This window comes from Mesorhizobium sp. C399B, from assembly GCF_030323185.1.
Taxonomy (GTDB): domain Bacteria; phylum Pseudomonadota; class Alphaproteobacteria; order Rhizobiales; family Rhizobiaceae; genus Mesorhizobium.
Genome location: NZ_CP100472.1, coordinates 2,118,829 through 2,134,185, shown reverse-complemented (window position 1 = coordinate 2,134,185; position 15,357 = coordinate 2,118,829). Strand labels below are relative to the sequence as shown.

Annotated in this window: 10 protein-coding genes; 6 read left to right on the top strand and 4 right to left on the bottom strand. The window is 62.4% G+C overall.

Features of this window, described 5'->3' with window-relative positions; genetic code table 11:
* Nucleotides 1-6: 6 nt before the first annotated feature.
* Nucleotides 7-1,272, bottom strand: a complete 1,266-nt coding sequence (locus tag NLY36_RS10045; protein WP_023735065.1) for an ABC transporter substrate-binding protein — start codon at nucleotides 1,270-1,272, stop codon at nucleotides 7-9.
* A 145-nt stretch (nucleotides 1,273-1,417) separates the two neighbouring features.
* Between NLY36_RS10045 and NLY36_RS10040 the strand changes: the two genes are divergently transcribed.
* Nucleotides 1,418-2,623, top strand: coding sequence for an ROK family transcriptional regulator (locus tag NLY36_RS10040; protein WP_023754312.1), 1,206 nt, complete (start codon nucleotides 1,418-1,420; stop codon nucleotides 2,621-2,623).
* A 29-nt stretch (nucleotides 2,624-2,652) separates the two neighbouring features.
* Here the strand turns inward: NLY36_RS10040 and NLY36_RS10035 are convergent, their stop codons facing one another.
* Together NLY36_RS10035 and NLY36_RS10030 are read right to left on the bottom strand one after the other, a co-directional pair.
* Nucleotides 2,653-3,693, bottom strand: coding sequence for an aminopeptidase (locus NLY36_RS10035; RefSeq protein ID WP_031249025.1), 1,041 nt, complete (start codon nucleotides 3,691-3,693; stop codon nucleotides 2,653-2,655).
* Between the two features lie 239 nt (nucleotides 3,694-3,932).
* Nucleotides 3,933-4,166, bottom strand: a complete 234-nt coding sequence (locus NLY36_RS10030; RefSeq protein ID WP_023683168.1) for a hypothetical protein — start codon at nucleotides 4,164-4,166, stop codon at nucleotides 3,933-3,935.
* A 185-nt stretch (nucleotides 4,167-4,351) separates the two neighbouring features.
* On the opposite strand from NLY36_RS10030, the gene NLY36_RS10025 reads away from it, so the two are divergent.
* Both NLY36_RS10025 and NLY36_RS10020 read left to right on the top strand, forming a co-directional pair.
* Nucleotides 4,352-6,352 (top strand): AI-2E family transporter, encoded by a 2,001-nt coding sequence (locus NLY36_RS10025; RefSeq protein WP_023686481.1) that lies wholly within the window; start codon nucleotides 4,352-4,354, stop codon nucleotides 6,350-6,352.
* A gap of 129 nt (nucleotides 6,353-6,481) precedes the next feature.
* A complete protein-coding gene (locus NLY36_RS10020) occupies nucleotides 6,482-6,640 on the top strand; it encodes a hypothetical protein (protein WP_023735062.1) in 159 nt (52 codons plus the stop codon).
* Between the two features lie 450 nt (nucleotides 6,641-7,090).
* On the opposite strand, the gene NLY36_RS10015 is transcribed toward NLY36_RS10020, so the two are convergent.
* On the bottom strand, nucleotides 7,091-7,459 hold the full coding sequence (locus tag NLY36_RS10015) for a response regulator (protein WP_023735061.1): 369 nt from the start codon (nucleotides 7,457-7,459) through the stop codon (nucleotides 7,091-7,093).
* A 156-nt stretch (nucleotides 7,460-7,615) separates the two neighbouring features.
* Between NLY36_RS10015 and NLY36_RS10010 the strand changes: the two genes are divergently transcribed.
* From NLY36_RS10010 to NLY36_RS10000, 3 genes are all read left to right on the top strand, one after another.
* Nucleotides 7,616-9,409, top strand: coding sequence for a PAS domain S-box protein (locus NLY36_RS10010; RefSeq protein ID WP_023735060.1), 1,794 nt, complete (start codon nucleotides 7,616-7,618; stop codon nucleotides 9,407-9,409).
* Nucleotides 9,410-9,601: 192 nt separating this feature from the next.
* On the top strand, nucleotides 9,602-9,895 hold the full coding sequence (locus NLY36_RS10005; RefSeq protein WP_023704064.1) for a hypothetical protein: 294 nt from the start codon (nucleotides 9,602-9,604) through the stop codon (nucleotides 9,893-9,895).
* A gap of 319 nt (nucleotides 9,896-10,214) precedes the next feature.
* Nucleotides 10,215-15,263 (top strand): autotransporter outer membrane beta-barrel domain-containing protein, encoded by a 5,049-nt coding sequence (locus NLY36_RS10000; RefSeq protein WP_156933160.1) that lies wholly within the window; start codon nucleotides 10,215-10,217, stop codon nucleotides 15,261-15,263.
* The last annotated feature ends 94 nt before the right edge of the window (nucleotides 15,264-15,357 follow it).

Sequence of the window (15,357 nt, the reverse complement as noted above, 5' to 3'; positions counted from 1 at the left end):
TGCCATCTATTTCTGTGCTTCCGCCGCGTCGGCCATCGCGTTGGCGCCATCCTCCGGCGACATGTCCGGCGTCGCCACGAACTCGGTAATGGAGTCCATGATCGCGCCGCGCATCTTCTGCGGGATGGTCATGTTGTGGGCCATCGAGCGGACCAGCGTGCCGTCCTTGATCGAAGCCTGGAGATCCTTCTGCGAGAGCTGCTGGCACGGATTGAAGCCCTTCGACAGATCGATATCTAGGCGTGCGGGGATCGAGCCCTTGGCCTGGTTGAAGACCGTCTGGAAGTCGGGCGACAGGATCAGGCTGGCCAGCAGCTTCTGCCCGTCGATGTAATCCTGGTCCTTCTGCTTGAAGAACACGACCGAGTCCGAGTTGAGGATGAAGCCGGGTTTGCCCCAATCGGTCGGCGCCTGGGCGCAGACATAGTCGGTGCCTTCCTTGAAGCCGGCGGCGGTCAAAAGGCCGATCGTCCAGTCGCCCATGATGTGGAACGCCGCGTCGCCCTTGCCGACGAGCGCCGACATCGAATCCCAGTCGCGGCCGACCATGCCCGGATCCATGTACCTGCTCGTCATCAGGCGCATCTGCGTGAAGGCCTTGACCATCCCCGGGCTGCGCATGGACTCGACATCGCCTTCGACGAAGGCCTTGCGGTAGAGATCGATGTCCTGGCCGTAGAGCACGACCTCGAACACCGTCGAATCCGTCCAGTCGGCGGTCGAATGCGAGATGCAGATCTTGCCTGTGGCGACGATCTTGTCGCAGGCGGCATTGAACTCGGCCCAGGTCTTCGGCATTTCCGCCACGCCGGCCGCCTGCATGACCTTGGGCGAGGCCCAGAGCCAGTTGATGCGGTGGATGTTCATGGGCGCGGCGACCCATTTGCCGGTCGGCTTCATCACCGGAAGCAATTCCGGCGCCACCACTTTCTCCCACCCTTCCGAGGCCGCCAACTCGTCGAGATCGGCGGTCATGCCGGTCTCGTTCCATTCGGCGATCTCAGGGCCCTTGAGCTGCACGGCAGGCGGGGCATTGCCGGCGATCACGTCGGCGCGCAGCTTGGCCAGCGTATTGGCGGTGTGGCCGGCGATCGAGGTCTGTTCCCATTTGCCGCCCTTGGCAGTGAACATCTCGCCGAGCTTGGCGATCGCCTGGGCGTCCGATCCGGTCGCCCACTGGTGCAAAAGGTTCGTCTTGGGTTCGGCGAAGGCTGCCCCGGCGAAAAATGTGCACGCAGCAGCGGCCGCAAGCGCGGTCATGACGGACTTCATCGTTTCACTCCCATATCGTGTTGCACGGTTCGTCTCGACCGCTTATGGCCGCGGTTTGAAGCCGCCGCCGGCGAGATGCGTCAATCTCGAGTTCTTTCCAAGATGACATATTGGAGCTATCAGTCAACGATGTTTATGTTGAGCCATGACAAAACCTTCGCTTAGAACCTGGCTGATCGACAGACCCTCCGCGTCGCCGGAGAGCATGATCGTGCGCTGCCTGAGTGAGCGCGGTGCGCTCTCAGCCTTGCAGATCGCACGCGCCACCGGTCTGGCGCGCTCGACGGTGTCAACCGCGCTTAACGGCTTGAAAAAGTCTGGAATGGTGATCGAAGCCCCGACCAGCCGCGACGGCATCCGAGGCATCGGCAGGCCAGCCGCGGCGGTGACGCTCAATCCGACAGCGGGCACCTGCGTCGGCATTCACCTGGCTCTTCAGCAGATACGGCTCATCGTCGCCGATGTCTCGCATTCCGTCATTGCCGAACAAAATATTCCAATGGCGCTGGACTACCAGCCGCAACAGGCGGCCCAGGCGGTCAAATCGGCGATTGCCCAATCCTACAGGGAAAACGGTCTGCCGGTAGCGGGGCTCCTGGGGGTTGGTGTCTCCGTCTCCGGCCCTGTCAGCCGCGATGGAGTGGTGCTGCGCGCAAGCATGGTTCCAACATGGGCCGGCGTCAACATACGAGATGTGTTCGGACCCGTCCTGGAACAGCCGATCTTCGCCGACAACGAGAGCAACTGCGCGGCCATTGCCGAGCTGATGTGGGGTGCGGCCGTCGGCCAGGACGATTTCGTGCTGTTCAAGATCGATCTGGGTGTCGGCGGCGCCATTGTCCAGCATGGCCGGCTGGTGACGGGCGTCGCCGGCGGCGCCGGCGAATTCGGGCACATCAGCATCGATCCCGGCGGCGACCTTTGCCGCTGCGGCAATCGCGGCTGCCTGGAGCTCTACGCGAGTTTTACCCGGCCGCTGGAACAGATTTCGCGTGTCGTTGGGCGGCAAGTCACCATGGACGATGTCATCGCCATGGCCGAGCAGGGCGACGTCAGGGCGTTGCGGATGATCGAGGATACCGCCGAGATCGCCGGCCGGGGTCTCGGCCTCATCGGCTCGGTGCTCAATCCGCCGCTTATCATCATCGGCGGCCACATGGCTTTGGCAGGGGACATTCTGTTGACGCCGCTGATCGCGTCCTATGAACGCCATACGCTGATCAAGTCCCGCGATATCGCTCCCGCCCTGCGCACGCGCATCATCGTTGGCAGGCACACCGAGAACGATGCCTTGCTGGGCGCGGTCGGCCTCGTTTTGAGACACCAGACGAAGGAACTGTCTCCGGGGTGATCGTCAGGACCAGCCTGTGCTTGTTCAAGTCAATTGCATGTGCCCGCAGCCTTGAGCGCTTCGGCGCGGGACGATTTGGGCAAATCCGCGATCCGCCGGACAGAAGCGTAAAACCTCGGATAGTCGCCGGAACACAGGTCGAACAAGCGAAGAAAGGCCGGAACCTGTTCACCGTAGACAGAAGTTGCGGCGAGCTTGGCGTTGTTGATCGGGGCAGAGAACCAGGCGTCGTATCCCCGGTATCCCGCCCAGTGCCTGTCGCGCATCCGCCGGTAGCGCGCCCGCAACCGGTCGATGGTTGCTGCCTTGGCGGCCGCCATCTTTTCCGGGGTGCGGGGACTACCATAGACCTGCCTTAGCTCGTCGCGCGTCTTCGCCACCAGTCCGAGAAAATCGGCGCTGCGTTTGCGGTCGGCTTCGTATCGGCGCAATCCGGCCCGGTCGCCGGCGGCGCGGAGCCATTCCCTGACGCCGCTGGTTTCAACGGCAACGGCGAATGCCTCGTTGAATGCGGAATCGCCATCCACATAGAGGCGCTGATGCGCCAGTTCATGAAAAACAAGGCTTGCGAGATAGGTGTCGTCCTGACGCAGCATGGTGCTCAGCAGCGGGTCACTGGACCAGCCAAGCGTGGAATAGGCGGTGACGCCCGAGACATAGACGTCCAGCCCCTGTCTTTGAAGTTCGACTGCGTTCTCAGTCGCGGATTTCCGGGAGAAGTAACCCCGGTATGGAACGCAGCCGAAAACCGGAAAGCACCATGTTCGTGGCGCAAGCGAGAATTGCGGCGCGGCAAAAACGGCCCAGGTCACGGCATCGCGATGGATGTCGACATAGCTGCGGTAGCTGCTGTTCTCGGGCAATGCCAGTTCATCCGTCGCAAACCGTCTTATCGCGCTGGCCGACGTCAATTTCGCGCGCAATGCCTCGGGCGTCGAAGGGTCAAGGATGAGTTTCCCGACATTCCTGCGCGCGGCCATGATCTGCGCGTGACCCTGCAACGACTGCGCGTAGTAGGAAATGCTCGTGCAGCCGGTCGCCCCGGACGCGATGATCGCCGCGGCAAGCATCTGAAGAACGCGCTTCACTGTTTGCCCACCCTTGCCCATCTCCCCATGCAGCAAACGTCCTGGCCCACCTCAAACAGGAGGCACCGGTTTCCGTCAAGAGCTGCAGGGGCAGGGGGCGACACCGACCTGGGCAGGGCAATGCGGCCATTCGATCTAGGATTGACGAAAGTCCACCGCAGGGCGGAGCGGGCGAGATACGGACCGTCCGTCGAGACGCGGTTCCCCCAAGCTGCCGCGCGCTACTGGTCCGAAAACCTGACGCTCACGCCGCGCTGCCGAAAATAAGCCTGCATCAACTTACGGCCCGAGCGGTTGTTCTGGGCCAATTTGGCCGGATTGAACACCGCCTGTTTTGCGCCCTCTCGTGTCAGCGCAGCCTTGAGCTCCGCGATATGGGCGTCGATGTCGGCATTGTCCGCCCGCAGCGAGGCATAGATACTTTCGGTCGCTTCAGCCACAGTCGGTTCGCTCACAGATGTCGTCCTTTGGTTGGTTGGGCGGCGGCTTTACCACAGATTTGCGGCTCCGACGATATCGACTGAACCGTCAGAGCACAGCGCCCAGGGCGCAAAACCGCAAAACGTATGTATTCGGCCCTGCTAAACATTGCCCGGCAGGCGAATGGGTCTAACTATCGCTAGGAAACGGGGGGAATCACGTGGCTGCCAATCGTCGAAACGACATCTCATCGTCCGAGCGAGGGCTAGGACGGATTCTTGCGGCAGGCAATGCCCATCCGCGCACAGCTCTGCCTACCGTGGCAACCATCGTCACGACAGTAGCTGCGCTGTATTTCGGTCGTGAGGTGTTCCTTCCCATTGCCATCGCGCTGCTTTTGACCTTTGCGCTGGTGCCGATGGTCTCCGCACTGAAGCGTGTCGGCTTGCCTCGGCTGCCCGCAGTGCTTCTGAGCGTGATTGGCGCATTCGCGGCCCTGGGCCTGTTCAGCTTCATTGTTGCGACCCAGGTAAGCGAGCTTGCTCAGAACATTTCCGTCTACCAGACAAACATTCTGACCAAGGTACGTTCCCTCAAGGAGACGGGCGTTGGTGGCGGCATAATTGCCAGGCTGAGCGGGGTGATCGAGCGTGTCGGTCAGGAGATCGACAAGCAGGATGTGGCGCCGCCTGCGGCCGACAAGCCCCGGCGCGAGCCTGTTCCCGTCGAGATCGTCGCCCGCGAGAGACCTCTGGAGGTATTGCAGAACATCATCGGACCGTTGATCAGCCCGCTGGCATCAGCTGGCCTGATCATCATCGTCGTCATCTTCATGTTGCTTGAGCGCGAGGATCTGCGCGACCGGTTTATCCGCCTCGTCGGCTATGGCGACCTCCATCGCACAACGCAGGCATTGCAGGATGCCGGCAAACGGGTTGGCCGTTATCTGATCATGCAATTGGTGGTCAACATCGTCTACGCGATACCAATCGCAATTGGCCTTTGGGTGCTCGGCATTCCCAACGCGCTGCTGTGGGGGTTGCTGGCACTGGCGCTGCGCTTCGTTCCCTATATCGGCCCTGTTATCGGCATGCTGCTGCCCTTGTTTCTGGCCTTGGCGGTTGCGCCCGGCTGGTCGCTGGTGCTGTGGACCGCCGCACTGTTTGTCGTCATGGAATTGGTAACCGGCAACGTCATCGAACCGTGGCTCTATGGCTCGCGCACGGGACTTTCTCCTTTGGCAATCATCGTTGCGGCAATTTTCTGGACATGGTTGTGGGGGCCGCTCGGCCTGGTCCTTTCGACGCCGCTGACAGTTTGCCTCGTCGTCCTCGGGCGACATGTTCCGCAGTTCGAATTTCTCGACGTCCTGTTTGGCAACGAGCCCGTCCTTGAATCTCACGCCCGGCTCTATCAACGGCTCCTGGCCGGCGATCCCGACGAGGCCACTGACCATGCCGAGGAGATCCTCGAGGAGAAGTACCTGATCGATTTCTACGACACTGTCGCCATTCCTGCTCTCCTGTTGGGCGAGCAGGACCGCATGCGTGGCGTGATGGGCGATCAACAGCGAAGGCAGGTGGCGGCGAGCGCCCAAATTCTTGTGGCAAATCTTGCCGACGATGCACAGGAAGAGGCAAGCGAGGAAGATGCGCCGGCAACCACCGCGGAAGGGAGCGCGAGCAGGGAAACAGATGGCGTCGAAGAGGAAGAGATCGAGCTGCCCGACGGCAAGGACATGTCGGTGCTTTGTGCCGGCGGTCGCGGCGAACTCGACGATGCCGCTGCCGCCATGCTCGCTCAGGTGCTGGAGGTGCAAGGTGCTACGGTGGCGAAGGCCAGTTTTGTCGATATGGAGCCGGCAGGTATTCGTCGTCTCGAACTAGAGGCGATCGACACCGTCGTGGTCGGTTTCCTGAACCGGGATTCGCTCAAGCATGCCCGCTTTCTGGTCCGCAGACTGAAGCGCGCCAAGGCAGGTTTGAGAATTGGGATTGTGTTCTGGTCAGACGCGGAGCAGGGCGATGTCGGGCAAGAAAGGCAAGCTTTGGCCGCCGACATCAGCGCCGATTTCGTAGCCCACGGCATGGTCAACGCTGTGCTTGGCGCACTTTCTCCAGCGCCGGCCGTTCCCCTCAAAGTCGTTTCGAAACGCCGCGATCGACGCCGTCCGGCCCCTCGAAAACGGATCCCGGCCCAGGCAACGGCCGCAACAGCCTAGCCGCACCGCCATGTCTCAGATTGCCGCGCCGGCGCTGGAATGCCTGGTGCGACGGCAAGATCGTCCCCACTCGCAAACCAGGGAACAATCTCGCGGCCTTGCGGTTCCTACCATCGAAGGAGAACCCCCATGCTTAGATTACTTATCCGCCTCGGTGCGATCTACGCGGCGTTCCAGATCGGCCGAGAGTTCGGCCGCAAGGAGACCGAAATCATGCTCCTGCCGCCGCCCGTTGACTACGAGCGGCACCCGACGTCAAGAAATGAAACCGAGTTCGGAGAGGCATAGGACCGCTCAATCTGTCTGGTCGATTTGGCCCGTGCTGGCGCGCCGTCCCTGCGCGGGGCGCATTATCGTGCGAACGGACCGGCCACTTGGCTGTGCCAGGATAGATCCTGGCAACGCAATAAGCCGCTATCTCTGCCGTTCAAACGCGGCACAGCGAGGTTGACCGTGCGTCGAGGAATGAGTCTCTCGCAGATCTTGGCGTTGAGCCGATGGAGAAGGAATGATCAGCACGGGCAAGGCACGACCCTAAGAAAGTGGAAGGGGAGAAGCACTGGTGCTGTCAATTGCCAGGGAGACCGGCATCACCGAGGATCACGGGCGCGAACTTGTTCGCCTGATCGGCACCGGCCGCAATTCGCTGCTCCGTGAGGCGCGGCAGCTGCTCCGTGAGGCGCGGCAGCTGCTCCGGCAGCGCCTGGCTAATTTAGACCAAAGGTGCTCAGAGCACCGCTATCCCGTCATCTTCTGCTGCCCGGCGGTCATCGCTTTGAGAGCCCGGACCACCTCTGCCGGTCCGGCGGGTTTCATCACTCTTACGCCGGGCGAGAACGCTTCGTGGGTTTCCTCGACCCCCAGGCCGGAATAGACGACGAAAGGAACCGCCCGCGCTGCCAAGGTTTTTGCCGCGTCAACAGTCTCGCCGTCCGACAGCCTGACGTCCAGGATCGCTGCGGCGGGGGTATGGTCAGCAAGAAAACGTTTCGCCTGGGAACATGTCGCCGCTAATGCTACGGCAAAGCCCGCCTCCGAAAGAGTGGACTCCATATCCAGTGCTATCAAGGCTTCGTCGTCGACGACAAGGACCAAGGGTTTGCCCATGCGCGGATGATCGCACGTTTGTAGATGGAAGACGAGTCGAGGCTACGTCCCTTTTTAGGGTCCGGTTCCCGTACGCCGCGGGTCCAGACCCCGAGCGATGGGAACCAACTGATCCAAGCCGCATTATATTTGGTTGGACTGAAAAAGGTGTTTGGGATGCATGAAGCAACACAGGCGACTGTTGTCGCCTTCGAAAACCCGGGAGTGTCCAGCAATGACGGTCTGGATTTCGATTACAAGGATTTCTTCGAAAACGGCGCCGTTGCCCTGCATCTGGTGAACGCAGACGGCGTGATCGTGCATGCAAACCAGGCTGAGCTCGACCTTCTCGGCTATCCCGCAGAGGACTACCTCGGTTGCCACATCGCCGAGTTCTATCCCGACCGGGACGTCATAGAGGACATTTTGGGTCGCCTTGCCAATGGCGAGAAGATCGTAAGATATCCGGCGCGATTGAGGGCCAGCGATGGATCGATCAAGCACGTCGAAGTCACCTCAAGCGGACATTTCCGGGACGGCATGCTGATCAACACCCGGTGCTTCACGGTGGATGTAACCGACTTGGTGCACACCCGCTCGGAGCTCAGGCAGCATGACAGTACCTATCACCAGATACTCGACGGCCTACCCGTCGCCATCTACACGACCGATCAGGATGGGACGATCACCTACTACAACCGCGCCGCGGCCGATCTGGCAGGCAGGGAGCCTGAGGTCGGCAAGGATAAATGGTGTGTGACGTTCAAGCTGTTCACTGCCGACGGCAAGGAATTGCCGCACGATGAATGCCCGATGGCCATCGCGCTCAAGGAGAACAGGCCGGTCCGCAATCAGCAAGCTGTTGCGCAGCGTCCCGATGGATCGTTTTTTCCGTTCCTGCCCTACCCGACACCACTGCGGGACGAGCACGGCGCTCTGATTGGCGCCGTCAACATGCTGCTGGACCTGACGGACCGCCAACGCGCGGAAGAAACCAGGCAGCACCTCTCAGCGATCGTGGAATCCTCATTTGACGCGATCGTCAGCAAGGATCTCAACACCATCATAAAAAGCTGGAACCAGGGCGCCGAACGGCTTTTCGGCTATACCGCCGAGGAAGCGATTGGCCGGTCGGTGACCATGCTGATCCCCGAAAACCATCAGGACGAGGAACCCCGCATCCTCCAACGTATTCGCCGCGGCGAGCGCGTCGAACCATTCGAAACGACCCGCCAGCGCAAGGATGGCAGCCTGGTTCCGGTTTCACTGACGATATCGCCCGTGCGTAACGCAACCGGGCAGATCACCGGCGCATCGAAGATAGCGCGAGACATCACGTCGGCGAAGGAGAATGAATACCGCATCCGCATGCTGATGCGCGAGGTCAACCACCGGGTGAAAAACCAGTATTCGGTCATCCTGTCGATGATCCGGGAGACCAACAAGCGATCGGAGACGCCAAAACACTTTGAAACCCAGGTGCGCGAGCGCATCATGGCGTTGTCGCGATCTCACGACCTGCTTGTTTCGGCGGATTGGAAGGGTGCCACGATCAGCGACCTTTTGGCGGCCCAGGTCGAGCCTTTCCCGCGGGGGGATGTGATCGAAATGTCGGGCCCATCATTGGTGCTCAGTCCCAACGCAGTTCAGTATCTCGGGATTGCCTTCCACGAACTGGCGACCAACTCGGCCAAATACGGCGTGCTCTCAGGGGACAAGGGCCGGATTTCGGTCACATGGGGCATCACCGGTTCCGGTGCTTCGAGGCTCTTTCACCTCACCTGGGCCGAAACCGATGGTCCGCAGGTTCAGACTGTCGGACAAGGTGGCTTTGGAACCGTTGTGCTGAAGCGGGTTGCGCCCGCAGCGGTCAGTGGGCAGGGAATTCTCGAACACGGTCCGCATGGCATAACATGGAGCCTGGAAGCGCCTTTGGCTTCCGTGGCAGCTTCTGCCGTCCATGAAGCTTAGAAGCAGGAAGCAGCCCTGCAACGAGCATTCGTCAATTGGAAGCCCTTGATGCGGCCTTTGCCGAGCGAAAACCCCGTTTCCGCTAAAGATCGCCAGAGCCATTGCTAAAGTCGACAGAGCAAATCACCGGCAGAGGGCGCATTTCGTTGCACGGAACGGGACAGGACCGGCGTAGCCAGAGGCGAGGTAACTATGGACATCGACGAGTTCCGTGCGACCCTTCAGGGTGTAGAGCCCCCGGCGAATCTTGGGATGGCGCTCCACGCTCTATGGTGGGATAGACAGGGCGATTGGGAGCGGGCGCATGAGTGTGTGCAGGCCAACGAATCTGATCCGGCCTCTGTATGGGTTCATGCCTATCTGCACCGCAAAGAAGGCGACCTTTCTAATGCAGCCTACTGGTACCGCCGCGCCGGGCAGCCTGTGGCAACTGGCAAGCTAGACGCAGAGTGGGAGTCGATTACAGAATCACTTCTTGCAGGATAGTGAGGGTCGCCCAAGGGGCAGCCTAGCGCCTCATCGCCCCCGTAGAGGCGAAACTCACCTCCGCCCGATGGGATCGGCTGGGCCCAGGAGGTCCGAACGTTTCCGCATAAATTCATGCAGCGAGATTGTTCTCGCGATTCCGTAAGGTCTCTGTTTAATAAGCTATATCTAATATTGACTATTTTCTGTCGCTCAAAAGTCGCAGACTTCATTTTACTGATCACCGTTAGCTTCTTGGTAGCTCTCACGACTATAAACTTCTTGCGGGCGAATAGCTTTCATGCTGCCTTCGCGCACTCAGGAATCAGGGAGCTTAGGCATGGCGGAGCGGATTGCGCGTGATGGGTTTTGGGTTTTGCATCTCGCGCGCTTGCCGCAAGTCGTGTCGCTTCGCTCCGGCACTTCCGCCTTGACGATCCTAACTGTTGCCCTTGCGCTGAGCGCCGCGCCAGCTCGGGCCGATGGCGGCAATGGCAGCAGCGCAGGCGCTGGACAAGGTGGCGTTGACGGCGCGCTCGCGAGTGCCACGGGTCAGAATGCCGCCAATGGCGCGACCGCTGGTGGCGGTGGTGGCGGCATTGACCTCACGACGGGTGACGGGGCGCCAGGAGGATCGGGAGCGGTAAGTGGGACAGCCAACAACCCAAATGGCGTTGCCGGTGCCACTGGTGCTACGGGTCTGGTCATCTCGACAGACGGGACCATTGCAACCAGCATCAGCGGCGGGGCCGGCGCTTTGGGCTCCCCTGGCACGAATGGCGTCGTCAGGAGCGGCGGCGGTGGCGGTGGCGGTGTGGGCGTCAGTGCCACGGCCGACGTTACAGTCACTGGCACAGGATCGGTGAGTGGTGGCACTGGCGGCCGAGGTGGGACCAATGGCAACAGCGGCAGCGGTGGCGGCGGCGTCGGCATATTCTCGTCCGCAAACGTGTTTGTAGAGGCGGGCGGCAGCGTTACCGGCGGCACGAGTCTTTCCACAATTGGGGTCCAAGCAGGTGCTGGCGGCGGCGCAGCTGCCATCGTCCTGATGGGCGGCGGGACAATCCAGAACAGCGGGAATCTGCTCGGGGGTGCCGGTGGAAGAACAGTTCTCGGCGGCGGTGGGGACGGTGGCGCCGCTGTTCTGCTGCTTTCAGGTGGAACCGTCATCAACAAGCTAGGTGCGACGATCGTTGGCGGCAGTGGCGGTCAGGGCTCCTTGGCAGGCGGCGATGGCGCCGCAGGGATCAAGGGCGCCAACATCGCGGTCATCAATGCGGGTACGATCAGCGGCGGTGCCGTCGGCACCGGTGGCGGAACGCCGGCAGCCGGCAAAGCCATCCAGTTCACCGGCGGTGTCAATTCGCTGGAGATTCAGGCCGGCTCCACCATCACAGGCAATGTGGTCGCTTTCAGCGCCGCGGATACATTCAAGCTGGGTGGCGATATCAGCGCCAGTTTCGGTGTGTCGCAGATCGGCGCTGGCGCCAAATATGACGGGTTTGGGTTCTACGAGAAAACCGGAAACAGCACCTGGACCCTAACGGGGACGACAACTGCCGTCACGCCTTGGACCTTGTCCGGCGGGACCCTGCAAATTTCGAGTGACAACAATCTGGGCGCCCTCTCGGGCGGCTTGACCTTCGACGGCGGCACGTTGCGCACGACCACCAGCTTCGCCACCAATCGCAATGTCCTGATCAATTCGACCGGCGGGTTCGACACGGTGGCAGGCACGCAGTTGGACGTGTCAGGCCAGGTGACCGGCACCGGCACACTGGTCAAGAGCGGCGCCGGCACGCTCAACGTCAGCAATTTGTCCAACAACTATACGGGTGGCAACATCGTCAATGCAGGAACGCTTGCCGGCAACACCGTGGCGATCCGTGGCGACATCCTGGACAACGGCGCTGTCTCGTTTCTCGACCTCGGCCCCCACACCTTCGGCGGAAATATCTCCGGCTCGGGCAGCGTCGACATCGAAGGCTTCGGCACGCTGACGCTGACCGGTGCCAACACCCACAGCGGCGGCACCAAGGTCGGGACCGGCAAAAGCATCTCGGTCGCGTCGGACCAGAATCTGGGTGCCGCGACGGGCCTGCTGACACTCGACGGCGGCGAACTCGGCACGACAGCAAGCTTCGCCATGAGCCGCGATGTCAACCTCACTTCCGCCTATGGCTACTTCCGCGCGGCGGCGGGTACGACGCTGACCGCCAATGGCGAGCTGAGCGGCGTGGGCGGCGTCTACAAGGAGGGCGCCGGCACCCTGGTGCTCAAGGGCGACAGTACCTATTCCGGCCGCACCACCGTCGACAGCGGCAAGCTTATCGTCGAGGGCTCGCTCGGCAGCACCGAAACGACGGTAAACAGCGGCGGCACGCTGGGCGGCTCCGGCTCGATCGGCGGCGCGGTGATCGTCGCCGATGGCGGTGTGCTGGCGCCGGGGTCCAGCCCTGGCACGCTTACGGTCGGATCGCTCAGCCTGAGCTCCGGTTCTATGCTCGACTACGAGCTCGGCCAGGCGGGCATTGTCGGCGGCGGTGTCAACGACCTGATCGAGGTGACCGGCGCGCTGACGCTGGACGGCAGCCTCAACATCACCGATGTCGGCGGCTTCGGGCCTGGCGTCTACCGGCTCATCAATTATGGCGGCGCCCTCACCGACAATGGTCTCGAGCTCGGCAATCTGCCGGCCGGTGTCACGGCCGCCGACCTGACGGTGCAGACCTCCGTCGCCAACCAGGTCAATCTCGTCAGCAGCGTCGGCACCGACTTGCTCTTCTGGGATGGTGACGCGGCCGGCAACGCCAACAATGATCTGGTCGACGGCGGCAACGGCACGTGGACGGCGACAAGCCTGAACTGGACGACGAGCACCGGCCTGGTAACTGGCGCGATGAAGCCGCAGCCCGGCTTCGCCATCTTCCAGACGCTCGGCGGCACCGTCATCGCCGACGGCAGCGCCGGCGCGCTTGCGATTACGGGAATGCAATTCGCCGCCGATGGCTACCGCATCGAAGGCGACGCCATCACGCTTGATGGCGCTGGCGGCGAGAGCATCATTCGGGTCGGCGACGGCACGGTGGCCGGAGCAGGTTACACCGCCACCATCGCCTCCGTGCTAACCGGGACCAGCAGCCTGACCAAGACCGATGCGGGCACGCTGGTGCTGTCCGGCGCCAACACCTACACGGGCGGCACCTCCGTCCTGGGCGGCGTGCTATCTGTTTCAGCCGACAACAATCTTGGCGTTGCCGCTGGCGGCCTGACGCTCTCCGGCGGGACGCTGCGCAACACAGCGGCGTTCAGCTCGGCGCGCGACGTCACGCTTTCGTCGGCCGGCGGCACCTTCGACACTGTGGCCGACCTGACCTTGTCCGGTGCGATCTCTGGCGCTGGCAGCCTTGCCAAGACCGGCGCCGGCACGCTGACGCTTACGGGAACGAACAGCTATGGCGGCAACACGTTGGTCAGCGCTGGCACGCTGGTCGGCGATGCAACCTCGATTCGTGGCGACATCGGCAATTCCGGCACTGTCGTGTTCGACCAGGCGGCGGACGCCAGCTTCGCCGGCGATATCTCCGGCACCGGCGCAATGATGAAGGATGGCGCCGGCGTGCTGACGCTGTCAGGCACGTCGCTGCTGGACTGGACCGTCAATCAAGGCGGCCTCGTCTCGGCAGCCGAGCGCTTCGGTGGCGATGTCGCGATCGGCGCCGGCGCCTCCTTCACATTCGACCAAGTCGCCTCCGCCAGCTATGCCGGCGTGCTCTCGGGCGCCGGTACGTTCATCAAGGACGGCCAAGGCACGCTGCTGCTCGCGTTGGACAACTCAGGCTTTACCGGCGCCACTACGGTCAGCGGCGGCACCCTTGCCGCGGGCGCTGCGAACGCGTTCAGTTCCTCCTCGCAGTTTTCCGTCGCCTCGGGCGCCACGCTCGATCTTGCCGGCACGTCCCAGACGATTGCGGGGCTGAGCAACGCCGGAACGGTGCGCATCGCGGGTGGCGACCCAGGCGACACACTTACCGTCAGCGGCGACTATATCGGCAATGGCGGCGCCGTCATCCTCAACACGGCGCTCGGTGGTGACGGTTCGCCGACCAATATGCTGGTGATCGCCGGCAACACGTCAGGGACTGGTACCCTTCAGGTCGTCAATTTCGGCGGGTCGGGCGCCCAAACGGTCGGAGGCATCAAGATCGTCGACGTCGGCGGCGCCTCGAACGGCAGCTTCTCGCTCGACGGCAATTATACCTTCGAAGGCGATGCAGCGGTCGTCGCGGGCGCCTACGCATACAGGCTCTACAAGAACGGCGTCAGCACACCGGCCGATGGCGATTGGTATCTGCGCTCGGCCCTGGTCAACGGCGATCCCGATCCGCAGCCGCTCTATTCGCCCGGCGTGCCGCTGTACGAGGCCTATGAAGGGGTGCTGCAGGCGTTCAATGAACTGGGCACCATGCAGCAACGCATTGGCAATCGGTCGTGGGGCGAGGGTGCTACGCCGCAAGGTGCGGACCTGCCAGGCCAGGGCTCGGTCGACGGCAAGGCGATATGGGCGCGCATCGAAGCTGCCCATGCCGAGATCAAGCCGGAGACGTCGACCTCCGGCACGAACTATGACGTGACCACCTGGAAGCTGCAGGCCGGCGTCGATGGCCTGCTGCACGAAAGCGACGCCGGTACCCTGATCGGAGGGATTACGGCCCACTACGGAACCGCGTCGTCGGACGTCTCCTCGATCTTCGGGGCAGGGTCGATCGCTGCCACCGGCTACGGCGTCGGCAGCACGCTCACCTGGTTCGGCAGCGGTGGCTTCTACGTCGACGCGCAGGCCGAGGCGACATGGTATGACAGTGACATCCGGTCGGCCACGCTGGGCACCACGCTTGCGGACGGCAACAACGGTTTCGGCTACGGGCTGAGCGTGGAGACCGGACAGACGATCGCCCTCAACGGCAACTGGTCGCTGACGCCGCAGGCCCAGCTTGCCTATTCCTCGGTCGACTTCGACGCGTTCACCGACCCGTTTGGCGCCGTCGTGTCGCCCGGCAGCAGCAACAGTCTCGTCGGCCGCCTCGGCCTCTCCGCGGACTATGAAGACCAGTGGGTGGACGATGCGGGGCAAGTCAGCCGCACGCACATTTACGGGCTCGGCAACCTTTACTACGACTTCCTCGACGGAAATGATGTCGATGTCTCTGGCACGAAGCTGGTCAGCGAAAATCAGGCGCTGTGGGGCGGTGTCGGCCTTGGTGGCTCGTTGAGCTGGGCGGACGGCCGCTACGCAGTCTTCGGGGAAGGCACCGTGCGGACAAGTCTCAAGGATTTTGGCGACAGCCATGCCCTGGGCGCCAAGCTCGGGTTCGCTGTGAAATGGTAGCGGCGATCAAGATGGACATGTCGACCTTGGCTTGAGCGTCGTGTCCGGCACGGCTATGGAATCCGGACTAGCGGGCCACCCGGCTCGTCGGCCT

Bases quoted from the DNA above. Each gene is read 5' to 3' on its own strand.
- NLY36_RS10010 (WP_023735060.1), top strand. From the start codon at position 7,616: ATGCATGAAGCAACACAGGCGACTGTTGTCGCCTTCGAAAACCCGGGA.
- NLY36_RS10015 (WP_023735061.1), bottom strand. From the start codon at position 7,459: ATGGGCAAACCCTTGGTCCTTGTCGTCGACGACGAAGCCTTGATAGCA.
- NLY36_RS10020 (WP_023735062.1), top strand. From the start codon at position 6,482: ATGCTTAGATTACTTATCCGCCTCGGTGCGATCTACGCGGCGTTCCAG.
- NLY36_RS10035 (WP_031249025.1), bottom strand. From the start codon at position 3,693: ATGCTTGCCGCGGCGATCATCGCGTCCGGGGCGACCGGCTGCACGAGC.
- NLY36_RS10045 (WP_023735065.1), bottom strand. From the start codon at position 1,272: ATGAAGTCCGTCATGACCGCGCTTGCGGCCGCTGCTGCGTGCACATTT.
- NLY36_RS10000 (WP_156933160.1), top strand. From the start codon at position 10,215: ATGGCGGAGCGGATTGCGCGTGATGGGTTTTGGGTTTTGCATCTCGCG.
- NLY36_RS10005 (WP_023704064.1), top strand. From the start codon at position 9,602: ATGGACATCGACGAGTTCCGTGCGACCCTTCAGGGTGTAGAGCCCCCG.
- NLY36_RS10040 (WP_023754312.1), top strand. From the start codon at position 1,418: ATGACAAAACCTTCGCTTAGAACCTGGCTGATCGACAGACCCTCCGCG.